Here is a 17,087-nt window from a genome sequence, read left to right on the forward strand (position 1 = left end):
TACTTACTTACTTACTTTGAAGTAAGGTATGCGCAGTAATCTGCCCTGTAATGAATAACTGATTGGTAGAAATGGCATCTATTTTAGAGGATTATGTTTACAAGTGATAGAGCGCGGTCATACTAAATTTCAGATGAGTTTAAGTATGTACTTTATATAATATGACTGCCTCAATGAGTCGCTAAGTTGTTTTTAGTAATGATAAATAGGTTTGGGTTCATCTCTCTTAAAATAGGTACTGAATTTCCTATATAATGTCAGCTATCTCGTTATTGATTATTCATTCAATTCAGTCTTTTTCTTAGTACAAAAAGCTTTTTATTAGGTGAAAATGGCACTTTATGTTTAATACTTCCTCGACTCGTTTAAATAAATATATTAGCGAAAGCGGTATTTGCTCTCGGCGCGACGCTGACCGTTTTATTGAACAAGGTAACGTGTACGTCAATGGCAAACGTGCTCAAGTAGGTGCGCAAGTGGTTGCTGGAGATACGGTAAAAGTTAACGGGCAACTTATTGAGCCACGAGAAGCAGACGATTTCATTTTTATTGCGTTGAACAAACCAGTCGGGATTGTGAGCACCACAGAAAGCTCTGAGAAAAACAATATCGTTGATTTTGTTGGACATAGCGACCGTATTTTCCCGATTGGACGTTTGGATAAAGATTCTCAAGGTTTAATCTTTTTAACGAGCAATGGCGATTTGGTTAATAAGGTGTTGCGTGCGGGTAATAACCATGAAAAAGATTATGTGGTGACAGTCAATAAGCCGATAACCGATAGTTTTATTGAAGGTCTAGCAGGTGGCGTACCTATTTTGGGCAGGATGACGAAAAAATGTCCGGTCACTAAGGTAGCGCCTACCGTGTTTAATATTACGCTAGTGCAGGGCTTAAACCGTCAGATCCGCCGTATGTGTGAGCATTTTGGCTATGAAGTCGTAAAGCTTGAACGCACACGGATTATGAATGTGAGCCTAAAGGGTATTCCCGTTGGAGACTGGCGAGATTTAACCCCAAAAGAGTTGTCTGTTTTACTGAAATCTATAGAAGACTCTTCTTCGGAAGACAATACTGCTGCTAAGAAATCGCGTAAGTCGCCACGAAAAAAACCGCGTACTGATACTTCATCAAAATCAAAAGAGTCGTCAAAACTAGCGGGCGCAACAAAGGGAAATGCTAAGCACTCCAAAGATGGCGCTAGAAAACCAGCGGGTTCTAAAGGTAAGCGTCCTTTCGGGGATAGCAAGAAGTCTGGGGGCAATGGCAAACCTGCTGCTAATGGCAAACGCCCTGCAAGAGGTCGAGGTTCTTCGCGGTCCTCAAAACGATAGCCTAATAGGTAATGACTTTTGATGCAGTGGAGCATTTAAGTTAGGTTAGCAACCAAACTCAGTAGTGATATAATGCCGCGATAATCGATATTTTATAAAAGGTTTACATTATGGCTCGTACCGCTAGCGCCTTACACATTTTAGTAAAGGACAAAGAACTGGCTGATGACATTATGGCCAAACTTAAAAAAGGTGCGCAGTTTGACGTGCTGGCTAAGAAACACTCAACCTGCCCATCAGGTAAAAAAGGCGGCAACTTAGGTGAGTTTAAAAAAGGTCAAATGGTACCAGCATTTGATAAAGTTTGCTTTAACGGCGAACTTTTTACCCCGCATTTAGTGAAAACTAAATTTGGCTGGCATGTGGTTAAGGTGCTTTATAGGACGTAAGCGTTAGGTATTTATTTACTCAATGCACGAGAGTTATATAAAAACGCCAGTCGCTTAAATAATAACGATAAGCCCATCGCTCAAAAAAAAGCACATTACCTCTAGATATTACTGAAAGTTTGGTATTAATACGTCACAACATGAGCTATTGGCTGAATTTTTGATGATAAAAGGTGAAATTATTGCTCCGCAGCATTGGCAACTGACTTCAAGTAGGATAAAAGAAGTTAGGGACTTCAAGGAGAAGCATAAACTCGGTATTGCCATTAGGGTAGAGACTAACCAAAATTGCGATTGGAATTACCTAAGTTTGGTTCTACAGTTTCTTGAGTACAGCTCATTCAGCTAAAACAATAGGTTAAACAAGAAATGAACTGATTATCTAGGACAACCCTTTAATTTTTAACGAATACTGTGCTTATCTTTAATTGAGGCCCCTTTTTAAAAGTGGCCTTTTTTTATTGTGCTATTTTCATCTTTGACGTTTTCTGTCAAAAAGCAGTGCTATCTCATGACGTAGGCCTTCACTGTATCAAAAATATTTCAATAGTGTATTGATAATCATTATTATTATCTTTATCATGTACAAACTCTAATGTAACAAACCATATATTTATTCACCAAGACTATTAATAAATAGCTCATTTCTCATGACGCTCTACAAAGCTGACATGTATTAGTAAGCACTATTGTCTTGAATAACTGCCTTCCCTCAAATTCTCCTCACTTTCATTGAGATAGCATTGATGTTTATGATTACACAAAATAGAAAACAGCATAAACCTAACCCTAACCCTTTAAGTTGGTTCGTTAAGCAAACCATGCACCTTTCAGCCATTGCTTCGTTGGCAGTAAGCTCATCTATGATCCATGCTGAAGTATCACAGCAAAAACAAATCGGTGAAGAAGATAGCGAAATCAATCGTGACGACAATAGGTCAGAACCAAGTACCACGCTACCAACTATCGTGGTCATGGCAGAGACCAATAAACAAGTCACGGAAAATACTGATAGCTATACAATCCCTGTCACCAGTAGCGCCACCGGTATGGGCTTGTCGGCCAAAGAAACCCCGCAAGCGGTCAGTGTGGTTACTAATCAGCAAATCAAAGATCAAAACTCAACCACCCTAATAGATGTGCTTAAACGCACGCCTGCTATCCAAGTAAGTAGCGTTGATGGCGCGCGTAATGGTCTTTCATCAAGAGGCTTTGCTATCAATAGCTTCCAAATTGACGGCTTAAATACCGATTTTGTCCAGCAAGCTGCCATGGGCGAATACTCTGCCAATACCGCGATGTTTGACCATGTTGAAATCGTACGCGGCGCGACTGGTTTGATGAGTGGCTCAGGCGACCCTTCTGCCAATGTCAACTTAATACGTAAACGGGCTGATAGTAGCGTTCCAAAAACAGAGCTATCCGCCAATGTTGATCGTTACGGGCAGTATGGTCTCAGTGTTGACCGTAGCCAGCCATTAAGCGAAAGTGGTGCGGTACGAGGCCGAGTGGTGGCAAGTTATCAAGATGGTGACACCTTTATCGACCGTCAAGAACTGGGTCAAAGTCTGCTTTATGCCACAGTAGATGCGGACCTGGGCGACAGCACCACGGTCAGTGTAGGTGCTAGCCGTCAACACAATAAATCAAAATCAACCATGTGGGGCGGCTTGCCAAACTATCTAAGTGATGGGTCAAAAGCGGATTGGGATACCAGTAAAAATGGCAGCGCAGATTGGACAAACTGGGATTCTGATAATACCTATTACTTTGCAGATATTGACCATGATTTTAATGCCGATTGGAACTTGACCACCAATGCCAGCTATAACGAGAGTGACAGTAGTCCAAAGCTGCTTTATATGTATGCCAATGGCGACCAAGTCGTGAATCCTGATACCGGACTGATTTTTAACCTAAACCCATTTCATGCCGATACCGAACGCAAACAGTTCAATGTTAAAAGCAAGTTAACCGGTAACTTTGATGCGTTGGGAAAGACGCATAAGCTCATCGTAGGCGGCTCTTATAGCAAAAGTGATCTTGATACTTTTACTTATAAGTCACCGCCTGATGGTATATTGCCGCTCCCAGATTTTTCTGACTGGGATGGCAGTTATCCTGAACCAGTATGGGGAGCGCGCAATCGCAGCTCAGATGTCACAACCAAAGAAAAAGCTATTTTTGCAGCAACTCAGCTCAAATTATCGGATCCTTTAGCCGTTATTTTAGGCACGCGTGTGTCTGATTTTGAACGCTCAGGTGTGCAGTATGGCCGTAACGTTAACACGAAAGCCAAACACATCTGGACTCCGTACGCAGGTATTACCTATGCGATTAATGACAATCACAGTCTTTATACCAGCTACAGTGATATCTTCAAACCTCAAAATCAGCGTGATATAAATGGCAAATTCCTCGATCCTATTGAAGGTAAAAACTATGAAATCGGTCTAAAAAGTGAGTCAGATAATGGCGCATTACAAAGCCAAGTGAGTATTTTTAGAATCGAGCAGGACAACCTTGCTCAACTTGATGGTGGTCAAATAATACCCGGCACCGATCTGGAAAAAGCCTACTACGGAGCAAAAGGTGCCACCAGTCAGGGCGTAGAAGTACAAGTGTCTGGTCAAATCAGCGACCAACTGCAAGCGAGTGTTGGTTATACGCATTTTAATGCTGAAGACAACAAGGGCAAAACCATCAATACAGGCTTTGCTGATACCACACTGAATCTTTTTGCCACTTATAATCTTGATCATATCATCCCTAATTTAACCATTGGCGGCGGCGTTGACTGGTCAAATGGATACTATGGTATTGTCAAAAACCCTGTGACGAAACAATCTGAAAAGTACGGTCAAGATGACGTGACGCTTGCCAATATCATGGCAAGATATAGCTTTAACGACAATCTTGAAGCGCAGGTTAATGTGAATAATTTGTTCAATCAAAAGTATCTTGCGGGCAGCACTTTTAGTGAATTGACTTACGGTGAGCCTTTGAATGTAGTCGGCAGATTAACCTATCGCTTTTAATCGATCGCTTTTCACTTTTATGCCGATCATGATCTTTCACTTTCATACGCAGGCAGTCACATGAGTAAGCGCCGTAGCAGTCATGGTTTTTATCTACCTGAGTTTAAAGTCCTCAGTCGTATTTTTTTAGCGATTATTGGTAGCTATGGCATCGCGGTGCTTACGAGTTTGACGTTTTTGGCCTTACCTATAGATGAGATTTCTGCCATCTATTGGGGTCAAATTGCTAGCGTTGTTGTATGCGCGCTCATTCTTGTCTTAGTATTTTCTTTGCGACGTTTATGGCTGGCATGGACGCTGATCGTCGGTATTGCAGGGCTATTAGGGATGATTGATTATGTCGCTATTTAGATTTTTCTTACCATCAGGCTGTTATTATGCCCTCAGACACTACTAAGATCCAAACTGCCACAATGAGTAATATTCAGACAAAAAGTAAAACTAAAGTGAAGGGCTATCGAGTCATTTTGTCTGACGTCCATACTTGGTTTGGCCTGTTATTAGGTTGGTTGCTGTTTACCATTTTTCTGATGGGCACGGTCAGTTATTTTAATAATGAGCTGACAGCATGGATGCAACCTGAACTTCCAGCACGCTCTCAGCAAACGCCATTCATATCCTCAGCATCTACGCACAACCAAAATATGACAAATCTAGAAGATAAGTCAGATGGTTTTGCTATGGCAATCACTTACTTACAGCAAACCCAAGCCCATGCCCATGCCAAAAACTGGTTTATTGCTAAAGATATTGATAGCGATAATATTGCTCAACGTCTGCATATTAATGTGACTACAGATGACAAAAGGCTAAAATACCAGTTTGATACGCAAACCCAAATGGCATATACGCCAAGAGATACCGTAGGCGGTCACTTCTTTTATCGTATGCATTTTGATTTGCATTATATGAGTGTGATATGGGCCAGAATTATCGTCGGTATAGCTTCTATGATGATGTTGATTGCTATTATCACAGGCGTTATTGTCCACAAAAAGATATTTACGGATTTTTTTACCTTTCGTTGGAGTAAGGGGCAACGCTCGTGGCTTGATGCGCACAATGCTTTTTCTGTGCTGCCAATACCGTTCCATTTGATGATTACCTTTACCGGCATCATTACCTTGATAACCTTGTATATGCCGTGGGCAGGCATGGTATCTGGGGTAGATAATGAGCAGTTTTTTAAGGAAATTTACTCTTATCGGGCAGCGGATGCAACCGAGTTACAGGCTGCCCCTATGGCTAGTATTGCTCCATTGCTTGCCACGACACAATCTGATTGGCGAAAACGTAACTCCAATTATACCGTGACTAGTGTCAGTATTAATCATCCCAATACTGACCAAAGTATGATTATTATCGACGGTAAAGCCGAGCATCAATTATCGACGCTAGGGGTGTTTCGTGTTTATGATGGACGAACAGGAAAAATACTCAAAGACAGTCGACCGCCGCCGCTCGCTGTGGAAACACAAGCGGTCATGATAGGTTTGCATGCAGGACGCTTTGCTGATAATTGGCTGCGTTGGTTGTACTTTTTATGTGGCACAGCGGGCTGCGGTATGATTGCAACAGGCTTAGTGCTTTGGACAGTTAAACGTCGCCGCCAATTATTCACTATAGATAAGCCTGATTGGGGATTTTGGTTAGTAGAAAAGCTCAATATTGCGACGCTGGCGGGATTGCCTTTAGCGATGATAGGTTTTTTATGGCTCAATCGTTTATTGCCGTTAGAGTTAACAGGGCGAGGCAAGTGGGAGGTAGATGGGTTTTTTATCATCTGGGCGCTTGGTTTCTTGCTGACGTTATTACTGTCTAGTCGTCAGGCGTGGCGTCTATTACTATCATTAATTACTCTATTGCTTTTATTCACACCGCTACTCAACAGCCTAACTACCGAGCGCGGATTGCTTCACAGTATCTTGAGCGTCGATGTGCTATTCATCAGCTTTGACGTTATGTTTTTTATTCTAGCCTTGCTGTTTGCTTATATTACTTATATGGTCAGTTTTAAGAAAGCATCTCACCAGCAAAAAATAAAGTCGCCTAGTCGTTCAAAGCTTCAGATGGAAAATGTATAGTATGTCTAACGCGCTGTTATCTGGATTGCTATTGGCATTTAATCTGCTAGGTATGATGGCATTAATGATGACCAGTAAAAGACATAGGGATAAGTTTCATCATTATGAGCAGAAACGATATATCACTAAACAGCAATGGTTACGATGGCTGGGGTTGCTACTGCTATTGATAGGTTTCATTTTCCCTTTTTTTGCACCTCCTACTGGTTACTTTATCGTCGTCTGGTTTGCCAGCTTAATCGTAGCAGCAGGAGTTGTATATTTGAGCATGGTTGTTTATGAAAAATTGGCCTAGTCAGTTTATATAAAAGCGCCAAATTCAAAATAAAATGCTGCTATAAAATTTCCCCGCTTGCAGTATGCTTTGATATTAAACATTTTAATAGTACGACTTATTAGCAATTGTTCTAGTTAAGCAATTACTCTAACATAGCAATGGCGTCCGCACTGGCACGTTGGCGTTCTTCTGCATTTAACTCAGTCAGCCTTCCTTCTTTCATCATCAGCAAGCGGTCAGCATGCTCAAAATAACCGTCGTCATGACTGATAATAAACAGTGTTTTGCCCATGGCTCTTAATTCAGGAATCAGCGCTTGATAAAATACTCGGCGAAAAGCAGGGTCTTGGTCGGCGGCCCATTCATCGAGCAGCAGAAAGTCTTTTTGTTCGGCGACAGCGAGCAGCATGGCCAAGCGTTTGCGTTGTCCTTGTGACAGCTTGTCGGTAGACAATCGATGGTCAGTTACTGTCACTTTATCTTGCAGGTTTAATTTATGCAGCCACTCAGTTACTAAGGACATATCAGGGTCATTGTCTTGGCTGCCAATGAGTTGTTTAAAAAGATGTTGATCGCTAAAAATGGCAGAAAACAGCTGCCGATAATTGGTATTGTTATCCGAATCAATAGTCTGCTGGTCTACTTTTACAGCGCCTGTCGTAGGCGTAAAAATACCAGTAATGATTTTTGCAAGGGTAGATTTACCGCTGCCATTAGAGCCTATCAAAAATACCACTTCGCCGCGCTTCAAGGTGAGATTGACGTTTTTTAAAATGTCATCAGTAAGCATCTCTCTTTCAGGTACACCTTCTTGTGTATGGTGGTTTATACCTTGATAGCGATAGCTCACATTGTTCAGTGAGATGGTCTGCCAGTCATTTGCTGCGATATTGGTTAAAAACGCTGGCTGATAATCAGCAAGTGCCAACGTCTGTATTTTATCTAACGCGACTTGCGCCGTTTGTAAAGTGGGATAAGCGCCAACGGCTTGTAGCAGCGGCGATTGCATAAATAGAATGGTTAAAGAAAAAGTGGTGGCAACGCTCATGGGTATATTCAGATAGTTTGAGACCGCAAAGACGACGCCAATCGCTGCAAACATCATAATGTTCGACCAATTCACTGCTGATAAGTGAAAGGTATCCGCTTTAATAACACGCTCTTTATAGGACTGGGCGTGAATCAAAAACTCATTGGTATACAGCTTTTGCGCGCGGTGCTGATTAAGTGCAAGCTCTTTTCGCCCTTCAATAATAGATTGATAATCTTGATACAAAAGATCATTAATCTCCCTTAATTCCGTTAAATGCTTATAAACGTGCTTCACCAAAATGGTGCTTATCCAAATTGTCATTACAATCCAAACCATGATGATCAGCAATAGTGGCAATGACAACCAACCCAAATATAAAGCGACTCCGCTAGATAAAATTACCCCTTGAACCAACTCTGGCATACGGACAAAGGCGACGGTAATCGATTGGATATCGGTAGACAAGCTGGCGAGTAGTTGGGCGTTTCCTAACTTGTCAATCTGCGGAACGTTGGTATCGATGATTTGTTTGACCAGCTTGGTTCTGAGCTCATACACAAATCTATGACCCAAGCGGGTTAGGGCATATTGTGATAAAAAAGTCGTGACCAATAGCAGAACCACTAACGCTGAAAAATAGCCTAAGCTCTGCCATGATAAGGTATTAAAAACAGGCTGACTGATAAAGGTGTGGTTAATATAAGCAATAATACCCACACTGACCGCCGCATTGACTAAATTCAGTAAGATAACTTTGAGAAAAGGCAGGCGATAATGCGACCAGATCATATGATATAGAGAAGCTGTAGCGCGAGAGGACATAAGGACTCAATAATAAAATGAATTTTGCGTATTTTTAGATAGCACAAAAGGGAGTAGGTGGTGCCTAATCCCTTTTATTTAACTCTGGTAATGATTCCATAACGACAATTTAATCAGTATAGTCGTTTCATTGGCGAAGCTTAGCGTTTAAATTTAAAAGACAAACGTCGCTGAAACTTTTAACGCCGTGGGTTCACCGGCATTTAAATAACCAGCATCTGTATAGCCACCGACTGACTGCCAATAATCTTCGCCCGTAACATTGGTTACCATGCCTTTTAAGGTAACATCTTGTCCGGCCAGCACGGTTTTATAGCGAGCTCCAAGATCTAACGTGGTATAACCGTCAACCTTTAAGGTATTGGCATTATCGGCATAACGAGGGCCTGTATGGATGATGTCACCGGTTAAGGTTAATCCTTCGAGTGCCGCAACATCATATTCTAGATTAACGTTACTTTGTAAGGTAGGCAGACCGATGACTTTATTACCATCTAACGCCGCATCACCGGTGTCTTTTTGTTTGGCACTTAAATAACTGACTCCCGCATTTAGGCGCATATTTTCGCTAGGGCTACCAAATACGGTCAGTTCTACGCCTTGGTGACGGTTTTTACCAGCAGATATAAAGGTGTTTGAAGCATCGATATAGTCACGTGCGGCATCAGTGCGATATATTGCCAAACTACTACCAATAAGCCCGTTGTCATACTTCACGCCAATTTCGGTTTGTTCGCTCACGTAAGGGTCCAAAGCTTGACCAGCATTGGTAACAGGAGCGCTGTTATTTGTCTGAGGGGCTGTTTTTCCTGGCGCTAAGCTTTCAATATAGTTAGCGTAGAATGACCAGTCCATGTTCGGTTGATAGACAATACCGATACTTGGGGTCCACTCATTCTTATCGTAATGAGCCGTTTCTGCCTGCGTGTTGGCATCATAGCTGGTGGTTTTTATAGTTTGATGACGCACACCCAAGGTGGTTTTCAGTTTGTCATCGAACAGCGATATGGTGTCTGCCAGTGCAAAGCTTTGGAGTTGCTTTTCATTGGTTAATTTTGGATCGTCTAAGTTACCGCCAAACGTAGTTGTACTTGTAAAAGGGATTTCCGTGTAGTCGGTAGGACGGTAAAAATTGGTCGCTAGCTGATTGCCAAAATCATATGCGAATGCGCCTTTTTCTTCTTGATCATAGAGGTTTGCGGCCAACACCAAGTTATGAGTCACTTCACCGGTTTGTAATTTACCACGTAGACCAAGCTCGGCACTTTGTACCAAATCTTCTCTAGAGTTATCAAAACGATAAATCGTGCCCGCACCATCAGCACTGTTGACGGTTAAGGTGGCTAGTGAGTTTTCTTCCTCGCCACGTCGTATGCCGTAAGCACCATAAGCGGTGAGATTATCATTAAAATCATATTCTCCTCTGATGGTACCAAAGACATCTTTTTCATCTGAGTACGTCCAAGGCTGCGCCCAATTTTTTGAGCCGTCTGGCGCTTTTGGTACACGAGAAACACCGCCAAGATTGACACTAGGGCGAGTCTCTTTGAGTTTGTTGTCCTGCCAGCCTAAATCTGCTGATAATCGGTATTGTTCGCCTTTATAATCTAGCCCAAGCGCTGCCAAGCCTAATGTTGAAGACTCATCATCGATGGCACTATCGCCATCTTGATAAGCGGCGTTAAAGCGCACGCCAAATGCATCCTCAGTGCCAAAACGGTCACTCACATCGACGGCAACTTTACCTTGGTCACCTTGACCATAACCAAGCGTTAATTGACGTAGCGGGTCATTACTAGCACGTTTTGGTAATAGGTTAATCGTACCACCAGCATTGCCGCCACTAGGTGCGGCACCATTTAGCATGGCAGAAGCGCCGCGTTGGACTTCAACACGCTCAAATAATTCGGTGGCGATATACTGTCGGGGCAAAATACCGTATAAGCCATTAAACATCGTATCATCTGATGTGGTGATGAAACCGCGCATAAAGTAAGCTTCTTGAAAGTTACCAAAACCCCTTGCCACGCGGACGGTTGGGTCTTTTTTGAGCAGATCACCCACACTTTGGGCTTGTTGGTTGGTAATATACTCGTTGGTATAAGAAGTGGTAGAAAATGGCGTATCCATGATATCTTGATTGCCCAAAATTCCCACACGGCTTCCCGTCGCAACTTGACCACCTTCATAAGCATCTGGCAATCCATCCGCTGACGCGTCAGCACTACTGGTCACCACGATAGTATCTAGCACCACACTTGGCACATCTGATTGACTGTCATTATTTATATCGGTTTGTGCCCACGCTGCTTGGCTTGCAGCAAGTAAAACGACTGAAGTAGAGAGGTGAAAGATAGACAGTGATTTTACTGAAAATGGGTGACGCGCTCTGTTAGTTGCTTTGAGGCAAAATAGAGCAGAATATAGGCGAGACAATTGCATGAATGTTACCAATATGTAAGTTAAATCACTATTATAATGATAAGCATTTTCATTACAATAGTGGCGCGTTATTAATTTTAAAAATTTTCAAAGCCCTAAATAGCGATAATGTTGTCATGTCGTTATTGAAGTATTAACCATATAGGTTACGCTCTAATACGCCGCATCAAATATAGAAAATAAGCCCCGCCAATAATGGCAGCGATGGTGCCAGCAGGTATCTCATAGGGGAATATAAGATAGCGTCCAACCCAGTCTGCTATGACCATTAAGCCCGCGCCTAAGATAGCGGACAGTTGAATTTGACGTTTGAGCTTCACCGCGCCTAATGTGCTGGCGAGGTGAGGAATCATCAGACCCACAAAGCTGAGCGGACCCACTGCCAACGTTGATATCGTACTCAGTAATGCTACAAGAATGAGTATCAAGCTTTGATACAATCTCAAAGATACCCCAAGCTCACGGGCAATCCCGCTACCTAGGCTCAATATTTCTAATGGTTTGATCACCATAAAGCTTAATAAAAAAAGTATAAAAGCCAATCCTACTAAAATCCATGCCGTTTCTGGACTGGCAAGGTACGTAGAACCTGATAGCCAACTTAACACAGCTTGTAGCCGTTGATCGCCAGATATTTTTACCAGACTTAATAAACCGCCCATCAATGCGGCAATGGCCACACCAACCAACAATAAATAAGCTGGATTGATTCGACGGGCAAGCCATAAGATCAAACTAAGGACGATAAAAGCGCCCAATAATCCTGATAATATAATACCTATATAGCCAAAACTGGGTAGGAAAACAAAGGCCAGTACCACGCCTATCGCCGAGCCTGAGCTGATACCGAGTACTTCAGGGCTGGCCATCGGGTTACGAGTCAAGGTTTGTAGCAGCACGCCAGCAGTGGCTAGCATTACGCCAGTGGCGGCTGCGCTTAACGTACGAGGCAATCTAAAATCAACAATTAGATGTCCTAGCGTACTAAGCTGCCAGCCATTTGAAGTCGCCGTAAAGATAAGTACGCCTATGATCAACAGTATTAAGGCGATTCCCCAACTTATTAAATGAGTGTCACGGCGTTCTGAAATCAAGGTTGGAATAACCTCATCGGTATGCTGACGACTTTGGCTCACGATTAACCATATCACCAATGGCGCACCAAGGATGGCCGTCATTGCATCAGCAGGAATATTTAGGCTTAAATAATGTTGTAATAGCGTCGTGGCATTACTGGTGATCCATAACAACAGCGCCCCAAACACATAACCCAAAAGCAGGCGGTAACCAATACGCCGTACCGAAAATACATTAACCAGTGTGGCAGCCCCTAAGCCAATAAAACCAATAGGGCCCACGCGACTGACGACAAGGGCGGTCAGTAGGGCCACCAATCCCACCACCAATCCACGAATGAGGTTGATAGGAACGCCCAAACTTTTGGCTTGCCTATCATCTAAGCTCATTATTTCTAATGGTTTTAATAAAGGCATTAAGCTAATAAAGGCGACCACACTAGCGGTGCTTAATACGGCAGAAACTTGCCAGTTATTTTGCGTGAGACTGCCCGCCGCCCAGACCATAACGTTTAAGGTTTCTTCGGCATAATAAATCAATAATAAAGCAGTAATAGCGCCCAATAAAATATTGGTCACCAGTCCGCCAAGCACCAATACCAAAGGATTCATGCGGCTAGGCGCAGCTAGAAGAAATACAATCGCCATACTACCAAGCGCGCCAACAAAGGCGACCCAAAAACTTCCCCCTAACGCTAAAGTAGGCAGGAATAACGTGACAATGAGCAGCGCCATGTTTGCACCGCTACCGACTGCCAATGTCGTGTCTGAAGCCAGTGTATTTTTCACCAGCTGCTGTAATAACACACTGACCAATCCTAAAAGACCGCCAGCGGTCAATGCTACCAACATGGTCGGTAGGATTTGTAGCTGGACACTCATATCCGAAAGTGATAGCTCAAACGAGGGTGTGAACAATTCTAAAAAAGTGAGGGGCCATAGCTGATGTACGACTGCATAACTGCTTAGTACTGCTAGCAGTATTAAAAAAACGACCATCATATAAATGCGGTTAGCTGACAAAAAATTATTTTTATTCATCATAAATCGGTATGGCCTACAAAAGTGACATTCGTTAAGCGCTCGGCCAAGACATTCATAGAAGCCACGCCACTGTTGTTCCATGTCGCAGGCAGTAAGGTGATACAGCGGCCTTTTTTGCTAGATGCATGCGCTTGATCAAAGGAATAACCCAAGCGCTGCCACACTAAGCTGTCTTCTAATTCAAGTTTGAGAAGGTCACTAAGAGGTTCAACGACCACAAGGCAAGTATCGTCATCAAGCTGCGCTAAATCTCCTAGCATAATGGGCGTAAACCCCCATTGATTGCCATCTGCCAACGCCACTAGCTGTAGTCCCATCGTCTCTAAAGCAGGTTGAAACAAGCTATTATAAGAAAACATACGCAAATTATTGGTATCGGCAAATTGCACGACAGCCAGTTTTTTGATATGAGGATAACGCGCGTGAAAAGTCTGTCCTGCTTGAATGATTTGTTTCTTACTGTTGTCTAAATAATCTTGCGCGGCTTGCGGTTTATTGATAGATCGACCCAATTCTAACGTCGGTTCTATAAAGTCCTCCCACTTTGCAATGTTGCTAGGACTGGTCAATTCAATAGAGTGGATAGGCAAATCGCCGTACATAGGACGTAGATGCGCATAAAAATCGTTGTCTATGACCAAATCTAAGTCTAGCTGTGAGAGCATTTCAGGATTGGGTTGGTAGCGTGTTCCTACATCGAGAGTCGTATCGGGTATAAGAGGCTTACCAACCCATTCTCTATAGAAAGGTTTATCGCCCATAGCAACCGGTGGGTATCCCATGGCAGTCAGCGTCGCCGCAATACCCCAATCAGGCGTCATGACTTTAGGTGTTTTTTGATTGTCTTTAGGCGACATTGCTTGTGGCGCTTGTGGTGATTGTGAGGTGGCGTCAGACGACTGGCAACCGCTTAACAATAAACTTGAGCATAATGCCACACATAGCCCGAACGAAAAGGTGAGCGCTTTCATATAACCGCGACTTTATGAGTAGTGGTAGGATGGGTTAGTAGGGTAAAATCGACACCAAATATGGAGCGCAGTACATCCTTTTCCATGGTGCGTTTGACATCACTCATATGGCACAACTTGCCTTGTTTTAAAGCGATAAATTCATCACAAAATCTTGCTGCTAAATTTAGGTCGTGCAGGATAATCACAACACCTAAGCCTTGCTCATCGACCAATTGACGAATCAGCTTTAACACTTCTATTTGATAGACCACATCCAGCGCCGCTAATGGCTCATCCAATAGCAGATACTTTGTCTGTTGGGCAAGGCACATCGCCAACCAGACGCGCGCGCGCTCACCACCTGACAACGTTGATACTTGACGATCTCTAAAGGCGTCAACTTGAGTGAGGGCGATGGCTTTTTCTACTTGTTGATGATCATCAGCAGTCGGCTTTTGCAGCCACTTTTGATGAGGGTATCTGCCCAACATCACAAGCTCATAGACTGTAAAAGCACCCGCATCAGGTAGATTTTGCGGTAAATAGGCAAGATGCGTCGCCAGTCTTTTAGCAGAAAAACTTCGCAAATCTGTATTTTCTATTTCAATGCCACCTTGCGTGGGTGTCATCTCTCCTGCCATGGCTTTTATAAGGCTAGATTTACCAGAACCATTATGCCCAATGAGGGCATACAGTTTATTTGGTTCGATGATAAAAGAAGTCGGGTGAAGCAAAACTTTTTTTTGACGTATTAAGCTTAAATTATTGATGTGCATCATAGTGAGCAGTCGAAAGTAAATGGGGCATTTTAAAGAAAAGTAGCTGGTTAATGCAAATGATTTTCATTTTATTTATGGAATTGAAGCAGTTATTGAGCGCGCCAATAGACTTTTATGACCATATCTTGACGAGATAAACCAAGGGTGGATTTTAATCGTTGTCTTAATGACTTGATATCCGCCGCTTCAAGCGCACCCCATACCTTGCCAATCTTAAGAGGCAATGTTATTGATCTTGCATGTAATAAGCTCATGATTTGTTCAGGAATTTCGGTTGTTGGCGTCTTAATGATATGAAGTAAATTTTCTTGTAGAAAACGCTCATCATGACCTAAGTGCTGACAGAGATTGAGAGTGTGTAAATAACTGATATCTTCTGGATCTTCGGTGATAGCAATGACAAGGGGCGGCAACGGATTTTGCCAGTTTTCTAATAGATTGGCGACGGTAGGTAAAGAGGTTTCATCGCAAATTAATAAGCATTGCCCCTCACTGAGGTGTTCTATTTTTTCTGGATAATCGCGCACCGTTTTTATTGGCATGCCGCAGACGAGAGAGCGTGCCCAATTACCACCTGGCGTGTCGCCATGGATATAAACATCTATCCAAGCTTGAACAGACGAGCTGATTGGATCTCGGCATGCTTTTCGCAGGGTGTAGTAGCGCTGTAAAGGTTTATCGTTATTTTCTGACTCACCATTTATGGTAGATAAAACTTCAGCATTTAACTCAAATAAATACGCGTAGCCTGGATGATTGAGTGGGATATTATCGGGTGCTGTGACCACCAGTCGATACATATTAGGACTGACATAATAACCATCAATCACGCGAAAGTGCTGTTCTTGAAGCTTGATCGTACGCTTACCAAGCTTAGTAGCGGATGCCTGCAATAACGCTATATATTGCTCATGTAGTGTCTCAGCGTTACTAATAGGCACAAAAAAGTTGATAAAGTATTGATGATTAACACTAGAAAGGTTTTCAGCGAGGCTGTTATCTGTAGAACTGCTATCTTTTAACGCATTAGAGTTATTTTGATACCGATTCATCGTCATAACATCTAACAAAAGGCCGTCAGGATACAGCTCTTTTATCGATACTATATCGTACTCGCCGACTGAGGCAGGGGTAAAGGCATTGATAAACATCGCAAGTTCATCTTGATGCTCTTCATTAAGATGATGAATAAACATGGCTTTATCAGCAATGGCTAATGGGATTTTATCGGTATCATAACGAGTAAGCGTTTCAGCCATAAAGGGTCATCCAAGCCAAAAAATCATATAACGGTTCATTCATATAACCGTCAAGTAAATAGCATCTGAAAATATAAGGTAGCGGAGAATAGAGATAAAAATAGCAAAAGTTTAATCAATAAGTATTGCGAGCCAAGCAAGACGATAGAATTAGTAATCGATAATGTGAATTAAAAACACCTAATCGTTATTGATAACCATTAACATCTAGATTATTATTACGTTAATAAGGCTGACTGTCAATGCATTTATAAATAGGAAGTTGTGATTTGATTTGTAATGGATAAAGTTCATGCTAAAAAGTAGAAGGTGTCCCGTCCTACTCATCAGTTATTAAGCCATTGCATTTCAACACTTCATAAGTTATACAATGAATAGTCATCAAGAATTGACTTCAATACCATCAACCAGTTATGTGAGTTTTTAGATGTGCAGGTAGGTGACTTATTTATTTATGAGCTGAATACTAAGGAGGATGAAGAGTCTTGAGGAACTACAAAATTGAAAAATATACCCAGAGAAATAAGTGGTAGAGCCTTATATATATGACGTTCCAA

At 42.4% G+C, this 17,087-nt stretch carries 13 protein-coding genes; 7 read left to right on the top strand and 6 right to left on the bottom strand.

Features of this window, described 5'->3' with window-relative positions; genetic code table 11:
• Positions 1-341: 341 nt before the first annotated feature.
• The 6 genes from rluF (at position 342) to RAH45_RS04910 (ending at position 7,140) form a co-directional block, all read left to right on the top strand.
• Positions 342-1,334 (top strand): 23S rRNA pseudouridine(2604) synthase RluF, encoded by a 993-nt coding sequence (gene rluF / locus RAH45_RS04885; protein WP_306495649.1) that lies wholly within the window; start codon positions 342-344, stop codon positions 1,332-1,334.
• A gap of 110 nt (positions 1,335-1,444) precedes the next feature.
• A complete protein-coding gene (ppiC, locus tag RAH45_RS04890; RefSeq protein WP_193031961.1) occupies positions 1,445-1,723 on the top strand; it encodes a peptidylprolyl isomerase PpiC in 279 nt (92 codons plus the stop codon).
• Positions 1,724-2,475: 752 nt separating this feature from the next.
• Positions 2,476-4,761, top strand: a complete 2,286-nt coding sequence (locus RAH45_RS04895; RefSeq protein ID WP_306495652.1) for a TonB-dependent siderophore receptor — start codon at positions 2,476-2,478, stop codon at positions 4,759-4,761.
• 60 nt (positions 4,762-4,821) lie between these two features.
• Entirely contained in the window at positions 4,822-5,112 is a 291-nt protein-coding gene (locus tag RAH45_RS04900) for a hypothetical protein (RefSeq protein WP_306495653.1), read from the top strand.
• Positions 5,113-5,138: 26 nt separating this feature from the next.
• On the top strand, positions 5,139-6,845 hold the full coding sequence (locus RAH45_RS04905; RefSeq protein WP_306495655.1) for a PepSY-associated TM helix domain-containing protein: 1,707 nt from the start codon (positions 5,139-5,141) through the stop codon (positions 6,843-6,845).
• Position 6,846: 1 nt separating this feature from the next.
• A complete protein-coding gene (locus tag RAH45_RS04910) occupies positions 6,847-7,140 on the top strand; it encodes a DUF3325 family protein (protein ID WP_191692258.1) in 294 nt (97 codons plus the stop codon).
• 124 nt (positions 7,141-7,264) lie between these two features.
• On the opposite strand, the gene RAH45_RS04915 is transcribed toward RAH45_RS04910, so the two are convergent.
• The 6 genes from RAH45_RS04915 to RAH45_RS04940 form a co-directional block, all read right to left on the bottom strand.
• Positions 7,265-8,977 (bottom strand): multidrug ABC transporter permease/ATP-binding protein, encoded by a 1,713-nt coding sequence (locus tag RAH45_RS04915; RefSeq protein ID WP_306495656.1) that lies wholly within the window; start codon positions 8,975-8,977, stop codon positions 7,265-7,267.
• Positions 8,978-9,130: 153 nt separating this feature from the next.
• Positions 9,131-11,419: a TonB-dependent receptor gene (locus RAH45_RS04920; protein WP_306495657.1), complete on the bottom strand. Its 2,289-nt coding sequence runs from the start codon at positions 11,417-11,419 to the stop codon at positions 9,131-9,133.
• Between the two features lie 146 nt (positions 11,420-11,565).
• Positions 11,566-13,539 (bottom strand): Fe(3+)-hydroxamate ABC transporter permease FhuB, encoded by a 1,974-nt coding sequence (gene fhuB, locus RAH45_RS04925; protein ID WP_306495658.1) that lies wholly within the window; start codon positions 13,537-13,539, stop codon positions 11,566-11,568.
• Positions 13,536-14,510 carry an ABC transporter substrate-binding protein gene (locus RAH45_RS04930; RefSeq protein WP_306495659.1) on the bottom strand — a complete coding sequence of 325 codons (975 nt, stop codon included), beginning with the start codon at positions 14,508-14,510 and terminating at the stop codon, positions 13,536-13,538. Before RAH45_RS04930 ends, fhuB begins: the two co-directional genes overlap by 4 nt.
• Complete coding sequence (locus tag RAH45_RS04935) at positions 14,507-15,271, bottom strand: ABC transporter ATP-binding protein (RefSeq protein WP_068404790.1); 765 nt, start codon at positions 15,269-15,271, stop codon at positions 14,507-14,509. Before RAH45_RS04935 ends, RAH45_RS04930 begins: the two co-directional genes overlap by 4 nt.
• A gap of 89 nt (positions 15,272-15,360) precedes the next feature.
• On the bottom strand, positions 15,361-16,530 hold the full coding sequence (locus tag RAH45_RS04940; protein ID WP_306495660.1) for a siderophore-interacting protein: 1,170 nt from the start codon (positions 16,528-16,530) through the stop codon (positions 15,361-15,363).
• Positions 16,531-16,932: 402 nt separating this feature from the next.
• Here RAH45_RS04940 and RAH45_RS04945 point away from each other — a divergent pair, with 402 nt between their 5' ends.
• Positions 16,933-17,019 (top strand): hypothetical protein, encoded by an 87-nt coding sequence (locus tag RAH45_RS04945; protein WP_306495907.1) that lies wholly within the window; start codon positions 16,933-16,935, stop codon positions 17,017-17,019.
• Positions 17,020-17,087 lie beyond the last annotated feature (68 nt).

Source organism: Psychrobacter sp. van23A, assembly GCF_030845275.1.
Lineage (GTDB): Bacteria > Pseudomonadota > Gammaproteobacteria > Pseudomonadales > Moraxellaceae > Psychrobacter > Psychrobacter faecalis.